Origin of the sequence: Clostridium sp. ZBS15, from assembly GCF_023845705.1 — a bacterium.
GTDB lineage: Bacteria > Bacillota > Clostridia > Clostridiales > Clostridiaceae > Clostridium > Clostridium aquiflavi.
Genome location: NZ_JAMQHY010000035.1, coordinates 123,272 through 137,180 on the forward strand (window position 1 = coordinate 123,272; position 13,909 = coordinate 137,180).

The following is a 13,909-nucleotide window of genomic DNA, read 5'->3' on the forward strand; positions in this document are numbered from 1 at the left end:
TTTTAGTATTCCTAAGTTCAATTACTCAGTCCACTTTGCTTATGCATATATAAACACTTATTTTAAACATAGTATAACAATTAAAATACTGGTATAACTGCACCATTATATTCTTTTTCTATAAATTCCTTTACTTCTGGTGAAGTGAATGCTGCAGTTAATGCTTTGATTTTTTCTTTTTCTTCATCACCTTTTTTAACAACAATTATATTTGCATAAGGTTTCGCTGCTTCAGAATTCTTATCTTCACTTATTATTGCATCTGATAATGGATCAAATCCTGCTGATATTGCATAGTTTCCATTTATTACAGATGCTTCAGAATCATCTAATACCCTTGGTATGCTTGCTGCTTCTAATTCATTAAACTTTAAGTTTTTATTATTTTCTGTTATATCCTTTGGTGTAATTAATTCACCATCTGATACTTTTATAATTCCTTTTGAAGCTAATAATTTTAATGCTCTTGCTTCATTTGATGGATCATTAGGTATTGCTATTGTAGCTCCATTAGCTAATTCATCTAAACTCTTTATCTTATTTGAATATAGCCCCATTGGTTCTAAATGAATTGCTGCTGTATAAACTAAATTTAATCCTTTTGATTCATTTTGTTCATTTAAATACGGAATATGCTGAAAATAATTAGCATCTAAATCCCCTTCAGCTAATGCTGTATTAGGCTGAACATAATCAGTAAACTCAACTATTTCAAGCTTATATCCTTCCTTTTCAAGTATAGACTTTGCTATTTCTGCTATTTCCTTGTGTGGTATAGGTGTAACACCTATTTTTATTGTTTTATCATCTTTATTGTAACTCTCTACCCCATTATTTGTACTTCCACATCCTGCTAAACTAAATATAAGTACTCCCGCTAATATTGTTGATAATATAGATTTCTTTTTCATATATTTTTCCCCCTTAAATTATTGCTTATTTTATAACTAATCTAAAAATTTAATTTGATAATTTTCCATAAAAATAATTCCCTAAAAATTGGAGAAGCTGTACGAATATAATTAATATTATACAAGTTATTATCATAAAGTCTGTTTCAAATCTTTGATATCCATATCTTATTGCTACATCTCCAAGTCCACCTGCCCCAAGTGTTCCTGCCATAGCAGAATAACCTACAATACTTATTAAAGCTAATGTTATTCCAGATACAATTGATGGTATCGCTTCTTTTAACATAACTTTAAATATTATTTGAAAATTTGAAGCCCCGAAAGACTTTGCTGCTTCTATTACTCCTTTGTCAACTTCTCTTAATGCAGATTCTATAATTCTTGAAACCAAAGGTGCTGCCGCAATTGTAAGTGGTACTATAGTAGCTAGTGTACCAGTAGATTTACCAACTAATAACTTGGTTAAGGGCATAATTATCACCATTAATATCACAAATGGAAAACTTCTCAATGTATTTACTATAAAGTCTAAAATAGAATACATAAATTTATTTGGTTTTAAGCCATCATCTGAAGTAATAATAAGAAGTATTGCTGGAACAAAACCTAATATAACTGAAAATATTGTAGATGCTAAGACCATTATTAATGTTTGTTTTAAAGCTATTATTATAATTTCTTGCATTATTTAATCACCTCCAGCAAAACTTTCTTATTCTCTAAGTATTCAATTACTTTATCTTTGTCACACTCATTTATATTTATAACGAGTCCTCCTAGAATCATATCTCTAAATTTTTCTAATTTTCCAGATATTATAGAAAAGTCTATATTAAGTTCTCTTGCCATCTTTGTTATAACAGCATTCTCTGAAGAGTCATTAGAGAAAAATATTTTTATATTCACTCCAGTTGTTGATAATATATTTTCATCATCTTCTCCAAGAAACTTCTTTAAAGATGTTTTAGGTTTTAAAAATAATTCCTCACATTTACCTTGAGATTTTATATTTCCGCCTTCAAGCAATGTAACTCTTTCACAAACTTCTTTTACCACTTCCATTTGATGAGTAACAATAACTATTGTTATACCAAGTTCCTGATTTATTTTTAAAAGTAATGATAATATATCTTTAGTAGTCTTAGGATCCAATGCTGAAGTTGCTTCATCACATAATAATACTTTAGGATCTAGTGCTAATGCTCTTGCAATAGCTACTCTTTGTTTTTGCCCTCCACTTAATTCAGGTGGCTTATTCTTTGTTTTTTCTTCCAAACCTACTAATTTAAGAAGTTCCATAACTTTAGTTTGAATATCATTTTTATCATATCCCCATATTTCTAATGGAAAAGCTACATTATCAAAAACATTTTTTCTTTGCATAAGATTAAAGTTTTGAAAAATCATCCCCAAGTTTCTTCTAAAACTTCTTAAATCCTTGTCTTTTAAATCAGAGACATCATTTCCCATTATTTTTAAAGAACCTTTATTATATGATTCAAGACCATTTATACACCTAAGTAATGTAGATTTTCCTGCCCCACTATGTCCAATTATTCCATAAATCTCTCCTTCTTTTATGTTTATTGAAATATTGTTTAATACGCTTATTTCCCCAAATTTTTTTTCTAAATTCCTAACTTCTATCATTTAGAGCCCCCCTTTACACATTTTATTGCTAAATTAAAATGTATTTTTTGCTTTTTACTTATTGATCATTGTTTGCAAACTAAATTATAAATTAAATTATGCATAAATTTTAACTTTGTTATAAATTTTATAGATAATAACAAAAGCGCCAGAGAATAAATCTCTAGCGCTTAATATACTAAATAAATTTACCCTCTCATCTATCAACTCTATAAGTTGCAGGATTTAGCACCATAAATGATAATTAATCATTTGGTTGCCGGGTTTCATAGGGCCAGTCCCTCCACCACTCTTGATAAGATATAACAAATATTAATTTTTAATTTATGTTTTAAATTATAATTTCCTAATTTTAATTTGTCAATATTATTTTATATTAATTAACAAAAATATTTTATCCCTTCTTAAGTAAACTATTACAGTAAATAAGTGCCTATTGTATTTTTATATAATTAACATTTTCATTAAGCCAATGGTAATGTTATTTCAAATTCACTTGAATAAAACATATTACTTACATAAAGTGTTCCTTCATGTTTTTCTAATAATTCTTCGGCTAAATCTAACTTCTTATTGTCTATTTTAATATCATTATTTAATAATCTAAGCCTTCTTTTTTTAGATAAATTTTTTACATTACACTCTATGTTAATTATTAATTTATCTAAAATATTATAAGTTTGTATTCTTATAAAGCCTCTGTTTCCATCCACACACTCAATTATATTAGTTAAAATTACATATAAATCTTTCTCAGAAATATCCAACATGTTTCTATCTGCATTATCCTCTATAATAATACAAGTTTCTTCCTCTATAATTGGTTTTAATATCTTTGAAATAAATCTATTTTCATTTCCATTTATTTGTATAGATGATTTTACCTTATTATTATTTTCTATTATATTTTCTAAAGCTTGACCTAGTTTTTCTTCTTTACTCATAAGATACAAACCATATAAATAAGAAATTTCTGCACCTTGATCGTGTTTAATTTTTCTTAGATCATTATTTTTCTTTTCTAATTCACTATTTAATTTATTTATTTGTTCACTTTCTTTTCTTATGCTACTAAAATATATAGAGGTTACAATAAAAAATATAAATAAATTTATAATCATTATATTCTTTAATAATGGATTAGCAAAATCTATAATTCCGTTTTTGAATATTATACTATAGTAAACAATAAAACTTATAGCCATTGTTAAAGATATAAATATTTTATCTTTAACCATAAATCTATAAAATCTAATTATGTATTTTTTATATTTAAACAATATATACATAAAAATATAATTTAGCATAAATACTATAAAATACATTATTTTAATTAAATATGCTTTTTCTAAATTTAATAATTTTATATATGGATAAAATACTCCAATAATTATTAGCGATAGTATTACCATTAATATATAAATGCTATTACATATAATTTGTGCTGTTTTAAAATCATTTCTATATAAAACTCCTACTGTAATAATATATAAAACACTATTATAAACGATACCAATATTATTATTTATATATAAATTATTAATTATTACTGATATAGTTAATAACAAAAATATTACTATGCCTAATTCTTTTTTGCTTTTTTGGCAATCTTTTTTTACGCAAGAATTTATAACGTTTAGTATAACTAAAGATTCTAAAAAAAGATTTATCACACTTCCTAACATTATAATCATTATTTTTCCCCTTTGTATGTAATAATTTAAAGTATTTTAGCTAATAATAAAGTGTTGATATTATATCAACACTTTAATTTTAATATGTATTATTTACAATTAATCATTTAAAGGTAACTTGATTTCAAATTTTGTAGAAATATCATTACTTTTTAAATTTATATTTCCACCGCATTTCTCTATTAATTCCTTTACAATACTTAAGCCATACCCATGATTATTTTCAGTATTATTTTTTGTAGTAAATCCTGCTTCAAATATCTTGCATATATTCTCTTCCTCAATTTTAGGTCCATTATTTTCTATAATAATAACTACATAATCTTTTATATCATAAGTTTTTATTATTAGAATTCCAGTTTTCCCCATAGCCTTCACCGCATTATTTACTATGTTAGAAATTATTCTATAAAGTTCTATTTCTGTTATCTTTGCATTATTAATGCTGCCTTCATCTTCTATTATTATATTAATATCCTCAAACTTTATCTTTTTAACTATATTATTAATTAAAGTATTATTTTCATTTAATTTAAAATCAGCTTCTACATTATTTTTATTAATTATATCTTTTAGTTTTTCTCCAATTTTATCAATTCTTTTCATACAATAAAGATCATGCATATATATAATTTCTTTTGCGTAACCTCCTTGAATTGTTGTAAGCTCAGCATTTTTTTCATATAGATTTTTATTTAACTCTAATATTTTATGTGATTTAATATCTATGTTAATAAAATAAAGAATTATTATCCCTAGAAATAACATCAAACTTATGCTTAATAAATTCCTTAATAACTCAGATTCATTTTTATAAAAAATCAAATAAAAACCTAATATAAAATCTAAAGAAAAGTTTATTAAAATTACAGTTATAATAGATGAGTTTATTGATAAAATTTGCATATATATTTTTTTTATTTTTTCTTTATATTTTAAAATTAAAAATCCCATAAAAAAATGTGGAACATATATTATGCAAATCATTAAAGCATCTATATTTTTTAATGATTTGAAATTTTTTAAAAATCCAAAAAATAAATTTCCGAATATATTAACATTAAGTGCTATAAAAAAATAAATTATTGTATATATAATTAGAGAATCGTATACTTTTTTTCTATATAAAACTCCACTAATAACTATTAGTTCTAATCCATGTATAATAAAAGCACAAATAGATAAATTCCCAAACATATAATTTAAAATATACATTAATAAAAATACACTTATAGTTGCAACTATCTTTTCAATTGTATTTTTCTTATAATTATCTTCAATACAATAATCTATTACATATATAAAAATAATGGCTTGTAAAATAGAATTTAATGTATCTACTAAATTTATCACCAAATTACGCTCCCCCTATTTTTAGAGCTTTTATCTCATTTTTTTCATTGATTCAGGCATATCTTCTACTCCAACTGAATATGTTGATGCTGGTGTAATAATTATAAATTTTTCAGTTAATTTCATTAACATTTTTCCTATTAATCTTTTCATTATTATCATCCTCCTAAAATATATAATAATTTAATACCCTTTACTTCTTTTTTCTTTTGTTAAACATAAGTATAGATTGAAATAAGATTGTCCATGTTATAAGTTCATAAATATTGCTATATCTATATAGCAATATAGAGCTTATTGCTAAAATTGATGAAATAGAAATTCCTAGAATTCTATTTTTATTTATAAGTTCGAGGCGCGTAATTGGCATTTTATCATTTAAAACTGGTGCTGTATTATATATTGAAAATAAACTAATCAATATTAAAATACAGTTGCTTATAAAATTGAGTTTACAATTTAAACTCAATAATATAACACTACTAGTTATAAGCATTGTTGCTATAAAACATCTTACTTGAGTATTTTCATGATATCCACCTATAAAAGGTTTTGTTATACTCATTATTCCTATTATTATAATACTTTCTTTACAGTATCCAATTAATGAAAATATAATTATTATTGACATTAACTTTATAAATTCAAAAAATAATACTGTTATTGTATATTGAATTTGCTCACATTGTTCTTCACTATATCCATTATAATTACAAATACCTTGTACAAAATTTCCTATAAAATTTCTAATCATTTCTTCTACATCTCTTATACTTCATATTTTATTACATTATACTATTAATTTACAATTTTTACAATAAAAATCGTGATTTTTAGTATTTACACAAGTTTTTTTGTTTTTTATTACAAATGCTTTAAATAATTATACGAATACATAAAGTTCAAATTTTACATAATTTCATATTGAATCAAGTAATAGACAAGAAAAAGGTGAATTTATATAAATAAATTCACCTTTTTTGTAAAACAAACTCAAATAAAATTTTAATTATTGAATTTCTACTTCTTCTATATTTTCTTGCTTAACGATATCATTCTTGCTATCAATTAAAGTTTCAACAATCTTTTTACCATATGGAAGACATAATTGAATAAATGGTCCTATAGTTAACATTGCTATTATAGTTCCAAGCCATACCTTACCACCTAATAAATATCCTACTACTAAGTATATTCCATCTAAAGTCATTCTAATCCATCTATACTGAAATTTTGTTTTATCCTGTATAATAAATGGTACTATGTCATTAGGTGCAACTCCTAAGTCACTTGCTGAAAGTATTGAAAAACCTACTGCAATGATAAAGTTTACTAAAACTATCATAAGTGCTTTTACAAACATACTACAATCTTGTATGTTAAATCTTGAAAATATGCTTATAGATAAATCTATAACAGGTCCTACTCCAACAAGACAAATGAAAGTTCCAATGTTTATCTTTTTTCTATCAATTAAAATTATTATTATAGTTAATACAAAAAGTATACACATATTAGCTATTCCTGGTGTGGTGTTAAGCAATATTGATAAGCCTTGGGTAAATACAGTGAATGAATCTGATCCTATATTTGTTACTAGTGATAATCCTACTCCAAATTGTATTATTGCCATTCCTAAAAAAAACAAAATTAATCTCATTAATAATTTTTTTTGGTTCATGTTTTTCATCCTTTTCTTTAATTTTTATTAAATTTATTACTACATATAATTCTCAAACGTTCACATTAATACCATAAATAAAAAATTCTTTAAATAAAAAAGTATTTTTATTTTACATTATCGTATCAAGTTTGTCAAAAACATTCAAAAAAAATCATTTTAATTCATGAAATAAATCTTATTAAATTACTAAATATTTCTTGTTAATGAACTATAATTTTAAAATCTTCAAGATTTATTCTGTATTCGTTTAACATCTCTATAACAGTATTTCTCAATGTATTTTCATTAGATTTTTTATTGGCAATTTTTATATCATTTTGTATAGGTTTTAATTTTTTATTTTCTTTATATTTTTTATTTAATATTTCTGCTGTTTTTACAAGTAAATCATCCCAATCTTCTACTTTGATAATATTATCATGTAATTTAAATCTATTAGGATTTTTTGAAGAGAAGTCTCTATATATTTCCATTCCTTCATCTTTTATAAAAACATCATCTTTCTTTTCTTTTTTATCTTCTATTTTATCCATAGCAGCTTCAATATTAGATGATTTTTTATTATTCACTAAATTTTCTTCTTCTATCCAATTAGAATAATTTTGTATATTCTTAACCATATCATATACTTCTACAGAAATTTTTCTATAAGATTTGCTTAAAGTGAAATTTCTTTCTTCCTTTACTATTTTACTAGATTCATCTTCTATATAATCTATTGTATTTTCTAAAGTATCTATTAAATTAATTAAACTATCTTTTATTTTTAGTGACATATCTGGAAAGTTTTCAATTATATATTTTACAGTATTTTCATTTAATATAGATAAATCATTATTTTGATTCTTAATTTCTTCTAATTCACAATTATTATTCTTTTCTTTTTGAATTTCTTCAGCAAACATTTTATTAGTTTGTAATTCTGCATTATTTTTTCTACCAAAGCTAGGTTTTATCATAACTACACTCCCTTAAATATCATTTTAATTTATATTTATATTTATTTTACCATATTTTACTTTTTATGGGAATGGTAATTTGATAAAAAGAGTAGTTATTATAGAAATATATCTATATAACTACTCTTAATAAATTATATTAGTCTAAAAATATTTTTAAATCATCATCAACGTTTGTAATTCCACAAATTCCAAAGTTATCTACTAATACCTTTGCTACATTTTCTGATAAAAACGCCGGTAAAGTTGGTCCTAAATGAATGTTTTTAATTCCTAAATGTAATAATGATAATAATACTATTACTGCCTTTTGTTCATACCATGCTATATTAAAAGCTATAGGTAATTCATTTATATCTTCTAATTCAAACACTTCTTTTAGTTTTAAAGCAATTACAGCTAATGAGTATGAGTCATTACATTGACCTGCATCTAATACTCTAGGAATTCCTCCAATATCACCAAGCTCTAATTTATTATATTTGTATTTTGCACATCCTGCTGTTAAGATTACAGTATCTTTTGGAAGAGCTTTTGCAAAATCTGTATAATATTCTCTTGATTTATGTCTTCCATCACACCCTGCCATAACAAAGAACTTCTTTATAGCTCCAGTTTTAACTGCTTCAACAATTTTATCAGCTAATGCTAATACTTGAGCATGTGCAAAACCTCCAACGATTTCTCCATTTTCTATTTCAGTTGGTGCTTCACATTTCTTTGCTTGTTCTATTATAGCTGAAAAATCTTTCTTTCCATTTTCGTTTGCTGTAATATGAACACATCCATCAAATCCTGCTGCACCAGTTGTATACATCTTATCTTTATATACATCCTTGTCAGTTGGAGGTACTATGCAATTTGTAGTCATAAGAATTGGACCATTAAAGCTTGTAAATTCTTCTCTTTGCTTCCACCATGCGTTTCCATAGTTACCTACTAAATGATCGTATTTCTTTAAATGTGGATAATAATGAGCTGGTAACATTTCAGAATGAGTATATACATCTACACCTGTACCTTCTGTTTGAATTAATAATTGTTCTAAATCTTTTAAATCATGGCCTGACACTAATATTCCTGGATTTTTTCCTACTCCAATGTTAACTTTAGTTATTTCAGGATTTCCATAGCTTTCTGTATTAGCTTTATCTAAAAGAGCCATTCCATCTACGCCTACTTTTCCAGTTTCTAAAGTTAAAGCTATATATTCATCTAAACTTACATTATCATTATTCACTGCTGCTAAAGCTTTTTGCATAAACTCAGAAATTTTTTCATCATCATATCCTAATGCATTAGCATGTTTCATATATGCTGATAATCCCTTTAATCCATAAATTATAAGTTCTCTTAAACTTCTTATATCTTCATTCTCAGTAGCTAATACTCCTATCTTAGGTGCCTTTGCTTCCATTTCTTCTTTTGTTTCGCATACAAATGAAGCTGCTTCACTTAGATTTGATTTATCATTTAATTTAGATAATAGTTTTTCTTTTAAATCAATAGTTTCTTTTACTCTTAAATAAAAAATTTCATTATCAAAATTGGCATTTGTTATAGTTGTAAAAAGATTCATTGTTACCATATGATTTATATTGCTTGATACTTTTATTTTTTCTTCTCTAGCTCTAGTTGCTACTTCTGCTAACCCTTTAGTTGTATATATTAATAAATCTTGAAGTTTTGCAAGTTCAGGTGTTTTTCCACACACTCCCTTTATAGTACAGCCTGTACATCCCGCTGCTTCTTGACATTGAAAACAGAACATTTTATTTTCCATAATAAATTCTCCTTTTATCTTTAGCTATGTTTTAGTAGAATATTGATATATGCATATATCAATACATATTTAAAACAGAGCCATATTTTTTATTTGGTATGATTAGATTTTATCTTGAATTATGAAAATGCTCCGTAACAATTGTTACAATTATTTTTATATTTAAATAAAACTCACAAAATTTAACTAGCAAATACTATTCTTTATTTCATCATTAAATTCTACTTTATATTTCTATTTTATAAAACTGATCAAACAAATAAGAGACTTTAACTATTAAACATAATTAAAGTCTCTTATATTTATTTATATATAGGAGTGGTCGATATTTAAAATATATTTTCTATTATAGTATTAACCAAAAATTAAAACATAACATACTATTTTAATATTTTTTCAATAAGTGGAGAAGCTTCTATATGATTATCACTTATTAAAAATGCTTCATGTAATTCTTCTATCCATTCTTTCTTTAATTCATTGTCATGATGCACATAGCAAATTGTATATCCTACACTTACCTTATCACCTTTTTTACAGTTAAGTATAAGACCAACACCATGATTAATTTCATCTTCCTTAGTAGCTCTACCAGCACCTAAATGCATAGCTAAAATTCCTAATTGTTCAGAATGAAGTGTTTCAACATATCCATTCTTTTCACATTTTATTTCTGTAATGAATTTAGATTTTGGAAGTAATGTTGTATCTTCTATCATTTTTACATTACCACCTTGCGCTTTAACCATATCTTTAAATTTTTCAAAGGCTCTTCCTGATTCAATACCTTCTTTTAGCATTGCTCTTGCTTCATCTTTATCTTTAGCAAGCTTTCCTTGCATTAACATGATTTCTCCTGCTTGCATACAAAGCTCAGTAAAGTCTTTTGGACCAGTTCCTTTTAAAGTTTCAATAGCTTCTATTATTTCTAATGAATTACCTATTGTATTACCTAAAGGTTGGTTCATATCTGTAATCATAGCCATAGTATTTCTTCCAAGACTATTACCTATTGAAATCATAGCTTGTGCTAAGTTTGTAGCATCCTCAATAGTATGCATAAATGCCCCTTCTCCATACTTTACATCTAAAAGTATAGTATCAGATCCAGATGCTAATTTTTTAGACATTATAGAAGAAGCTATTAAAGGAATTGCATTTACAGTTCCAGTAACATCTCTTAATGCATATAGTTTTTTATCTGCAGGAACTAAATCTCCTGTTTGTCCTATTATAGCTACACCAATATCTTTTACTTGATTTATAAAATCTTCTTCTGTTAAAAAACAGTTAAATCCTTCAATAGATTCTAACTTATCTAATGTTCCACCTGTATGTCCAAGACCTCTTCCTGACATCTTAGCTACTTTAAGTCCACAAGCAGCCACCATTGGCCCAAGTGCCATAGATGTTTTATCCCCAACACCACCTGTTGAATGTTTATCCGCTTTAATTCCCTTTATAGAAGTTAAATCTATTACATCTCCACTATGCATCATAGATTTTGCTAAATAAGATGTTTCTCTTTCGTTCATTCCATTTAATACTATAGCCATTAATAAAGAGCTTGTTTGATAATCTGGGATAGATCCATTTACTACACCATCGATCCAAAATTGAATTTCTTCATTAGTCAGTTCTTTTTTTTCTCTTTTCTTATTGATAATATCTACAAAACGCATATTTGCATCCTCCCTTTATTTCAGTTAACAACTCATAATAGATAATTACAAAAATCTGCTTAATTAAATAATTATATTTACTATAACCACTTGGCTATTTTTTGCTTTATTTTCTATTATCAATGGTCAATCTTATATTTTATAATTCTTCTTTGTTCTTTTTTCCGATTCATTTTAGCAAACGTTTTCTGAAATAATATTATATGTCATTAGTTTATTTGAAAATAATAGTAGACAAGGACAATTAAATATTACATAGTAACCATCTAGTTCTTAAACATCATATATTTATAAAAACATATACTCTATTTTTTATATTAATTGTCCATTGTCAATTTTCAATTATTAATTGAATTAATATCCTTGTGTTTCTTCACCTTTTAAAAGACCTACTGCTCTACTTGTTCCAAGTCTATCACAGCCTTCATTTATAAACATATTAAGATCTTCTACTGTGCTTACTCCACCAGCAGCTTTAATCTTAACATTTGGTCCAATATGTTTTTTGAACAATTTTATATCTTCAAGTGTTGCTCCACCTGTTCCAAAGCCAGTAGATGTCTTTATATAATCAGCTCCTGCTTCTGTTACAGCTTTGCACATAGCTATTTTTTCTTCTTCTGTTAAATAGCAAGTTTCAATTATAACTTTTAATATTTTATCTCCAACAACTTCTTTTAAAGCTCTTATTTCTGCTGTAACTTTATCGTATTCTTTGTTTTTAACATCTGAAATGTTAATTACCATATCTATTTCATTTGCTCCATCAGCTAAAGCTTGTTTTGTTTCTGCTATTTTACCTTCTGTTGAAGAATATCCTAAAGGGAAACCTACTACTGTACATATATTAACCTTGTCCCCATATGTTTCATGTATACGAGATATATAACAAGCTGGAATACATATTGATGCTGTATTATATTCTATTGATTCATCACATATTTTTTTTATATCATCCCAAGTTGCTACTGGCTTTAATAAAGTATGGTCAACATGTTTTAAAATTTCTGCATTATTCATAAATTACATCCTCATTTCTTTGTTTCTTTTAATATAAACTTTCTTCTATGGCTTTATTTTATCCCTCAAATGTTGTATTGTCAACATAAAATGTTAAAGTTAGAACATTTTTAACTTTAAGTAATTGATTATATAGTTATTATAAGTACTTTCAATGAAATTTATTTATTTTTTTGTATTATTTTTTAAATAATGTTAGAATATAAACAATAAGCGTTTAATTATATAAACTGTTTTTAAGCAGTATTGAAATATAAAATTGTTCACTAAAAAATAGAATAAGGTGATTAATAATGAATAAAAAACTACAGCGTGCTAATAGAATTATAGAAATTTTAAAAGAAAAAAATGGTGCTTCAATTAAAGATTTAGCATCTACTTTAGGAGTTTCTGAAATGACAATTCGACGAGACTTAAATCTTTTAAAATCAAATAATATCGTTAGTAATGTGTATGGGGCAACAATATACAATCCTTTAAATAGTATTGAAAAACTAAATAATAATTATGATATTACAGATGAGACCATAAAAAGGGAGAATGAGAAAATTAAAATTGGTAAAGCTGCTGCAAAGTTAATTCAAGATGATGATATTATCATAATAGATGCTGGTACAACTACAGAAAAATTAGCACAAAATATTAGTGATGATATAAAACTAACGGCATTATTTTATAGTATAAATATTTTAAGTGCTTTGAAAAATAAAAAAAACATTGAATTAATATTTTCTGGTGGATATTTTCACGAAAACACTCAAATGTTTGAAAGTCCTGAGGGAATTTCTCTTATTGAAAATATGAGAGCTACTAAAGTTTTTGTATCTGCTGCTGGAGTTCACGAAAGCTTAGGGGTTACATGTTCTAACAACTATGAAGTGGCAACTAAAAGAGCTATTATAAGTTCATCTGTGGAAAAAATATTATTAGTTGATTCTGATAAATTTGAATCTGTTAAATCTTCTTATTTTTCAGATCTTCAAGAATTTGATATTGTAATTACAGATCAAGGTATTTCTGATAAATGGCGTACTCTCCTTGAAGATCTAGAAATACAAGTGATTATTGCATAATTATCTTAAAGTTAATTAATAATTTAAAATATAAAAATGAGTTGTTAAAAAAATATAATTCTTTTAATAACTCATTTTAGCATTCCTAAGTTCAATT

Annotated in this window: 13 protein-coding genes and 1 riboswitch; of the genes, 1 reads left to right on the plus strand and 12 read right to left on the minus strand. The window is 25.2% G+C overall.

Features of this window, described 5'->3' with window-relative positions:
- Positions 1–80: 80 nt before the first annotated feature.
- From NG904_RS10750 to deoC, 12 genes are all read right to left on the minus strand, one after another.
- A complete protein-coding gene (locus NG904_RS10750) occupies positions 81–911 on the minus strand; it encodes a MetQ/NlpA family ABC transporter substrate-binding protein (RefSeq protein WP_252231610.1) in 831 nt (276 codons plus the stop codon).
- Between the two features lie 49 nt (positions 912–960).
- Positions 961–1,599, minus strand: coding sequence for a methionine ABC transporter permease (locus NG904_RS10755; protein WP_252231611.1), 639 nt, complete (start codon positions 1,597–1,599; stop codon positions 961–963).
- Entirely contained in the window at positions 1,599–2,564 is a 966-nt protein-coding gene (locus NG904_RS10760; protein ID WP_252231612.1) for a methionine ABC transporter ATP-binding protein, read from the minus strand. The genes NG904_RS10755 and NG904_RS10760 overlap by 1 nt, the downstream gene beginning before the upstream one ends.
- A 193-nt stretch (positions 2,565–2,757) precedes the next feature.
- A riboswitch (SAM riboswitch) is annotated at positions 2,758–2,866 on the minus strand.
- A gap of 162 nt (positions 2,867–3,028) precedes the next feature.
- Positions 3,029–4,258: an ATP-binding protein gene (locus NG904_RS10765; RefSeq protein WP_252231613.1), complete on the minus strand. Its 1,230-nt coding sequence runs from the start codon at positions 4,256–4,258 to the stop codon at positions 3,029–3,031.
- 99 nt (positions 4,259–4,357) lie between these two features.
- Entirely contained in the window at positions 4,358–5,611 is a 1,254-nt protein-coding gene (locus NG904_RS10770; protein WP_252231677.1) for an ATP-binding protein, read from the minus strand.
- Between the two features lie 30 nt (positions 5,612–5,641).
- The gene (locus tag NG904_RS17305) at positions 5,642–5,764 is read right to left on the minus strand and encodes a hypothetical protein (RefSeq protein WP_286674338.1); all 123 of its coding nucleotides are present in this window, start codon (positions 5,762–5,764) and stop codon (positions 5,642–5,644) included.
- 40 nt (positions 5,765–5,804) lie between these two features.
- Complete coding sequence (locus NG904_RS10775; RefSeq protein WP_252231614.1) at positions 5,805–6,365, minus strand: accessory gene regulator B family protein; 561 nt, start codon at positions 6,363–6,365, stop codon at positions 5,805–5,807.
- Between the two features lie 255 nt (positions 6,366–6,620).
- Complete coding sequence (locus tag NG904_RS10780) at positions 6,621–7,292, minus strand: YczE/YyaS/YitT family protein (protein ID WP_252214849.1); 672 nt, start codon at positions 7,290–7,292, stop codon at positions 6,621–6,623.
- 203 nt (positions 7,293–7,495) lie between these two features.
- Positions 7,496–8,254, minus strand: a complete 759-nt coding sequence (locus tag NG904_RS10785; RefSeq protein ID WP_252231615.1) for a viral A-type inclusion protein — start codon at positions 8,252–8,254, stop codon at positions 7,496–7,498.
- A gap of 139 nt (positions 8,255–8,393) precedes the next feature.
- A complete protein-coding gene (hcp, locus tag NG904_RS10790) occupies positions 8,394–10,037 on the minus strand; it encodes a hydroxylamine reductase (protein ID WP_252231616.1) in 1,644 nt (547 codons plus the stop codon).
- A gap of 380 nt (positions 10,038–10,417) precedes the next feature.
- On the minus strand, positions 10,418–11,719 hold the full coding sequence (locus tag NG904_RS10795; protein ID WP_252231617.1) for a pyrimidine-nucleoside phosphorylase: 1,302 nt from the start codon (positions 11,717–11,719) through the stop codon (positions 10,418–10,420).
- A 354-nt stretch (positions 11,720–12,073) separates the two neighbouring features.
- The gene (deoC, locus tag NG904_RS10800) at positions 12,074–12,739 is read right to left on the minus strand and encodes a deoxyribose-phosphate aldolase (protein ID WP_252231618.1); all 666 of its coding nucleotides are present in this window, start codon (positions 12,737–12,739) and stop codon (positions 12,074–12,076) included.
- 293 nt (positions 12,740–13,032) lie between these two features.
- Between deoC and NG904_RS10805 the strand changes: the two genes are divergently transcribed.
- Complete coding sequence (locus NG904_RS10805; protein ID WP_252214835.1) at positions 13,033–13,812, plus strand: DeoR/GlpR family DNA-binding transcription regulator; 780 nt, start codon at positions 13,033–13,035, stop codon at positions 13,810–13,812.
- Positions 13,813–13,909: the final 97 nt, after the last annotated feature.

Bases quoted from the DNA above. Each gene is read 5' to 3' on its own strand.
- NG904_RS10750 (WP_252231610.1), bottom strand. From the start codon at position 911: ATGAAAAAGAAATCTATATTATCAACAATATTAGCGGGAGTACTTATA.
- NG904_RS10755 (WP_252231611.1), bottom strand. From the start codon at position 1,599: ATGCAAGAAATTATAATAATAGCTTTAAAACAAACATTAATAATGGTC.
- NG904_RS10760 (WP_252231612.1), bottom strand. From the start codon at position 2,564: ATGATAGAAGTTAGGAATTTAGAAAAAAAATTTGGGGAAATAAGCGTA.
- NG904_RS10765 (WP_252231613.1), bottom strand. From the start codon at position 4,258: ATGATTATAATGTTAGGAAGTGTGATAAATCTTTTTTTAGAATCTTTA.
- NG904_RS17305 (WP_286674338.1), bottom strand. From the start codon at position 5,764: ATGAAAAGATTAATAGGAAAAATGTTAATGAAATTAACTGAAAAATTT.
- NG904_RS10775 (WP_252231614.1), bottom strand. From the start codon at position 6,365: ATGATTAGAAATTTTATAGGAAATTTTGTACAAGGTATTTGTAATTAT.
- NG904_RS10780 (WP_252214849.1), bottom strand. From the start codon at position 7,292: ATGAACCAAAAAAAATTATTAATGAGATTAATTTTGTTTTTTTTAGGA.
- NG904_RS10785 (WP_252231615.1), bottom strand. From the start codon at position 8,254: ATGATAAAACCTAGCTTTGGTAGAAAAAATAATGCAGAATTACAAACT.
- hcp (WP_252231616.1), bottom strand. From the start codon at position 10,037: ATGGAAAATAAAATGTTCTGTTTTCAATGTCAAGAAGCAGCGGGATGT.
- NG904_RS10795 (WP_252231617.1), bottom strand. From the start codon at position 11,719: ATGCGTTTTGTAGATATTATCAATAAGAAAAGAGAAAAAAAAGAACTG.
- deoC (WP_252231618.1), bottom strand. From the start codon at position 12,739: ATGAATAATGCAGAAATTTTAAAACATGTTGACCATACTTTATTAAAG.
- NG904_RS10805 (WP_252214835.1), top strand. From the start codon at position 13,033: ATGAATAAAAAACTACAGCGTGCTAATAGAATTATAGAAATTTTAAAA.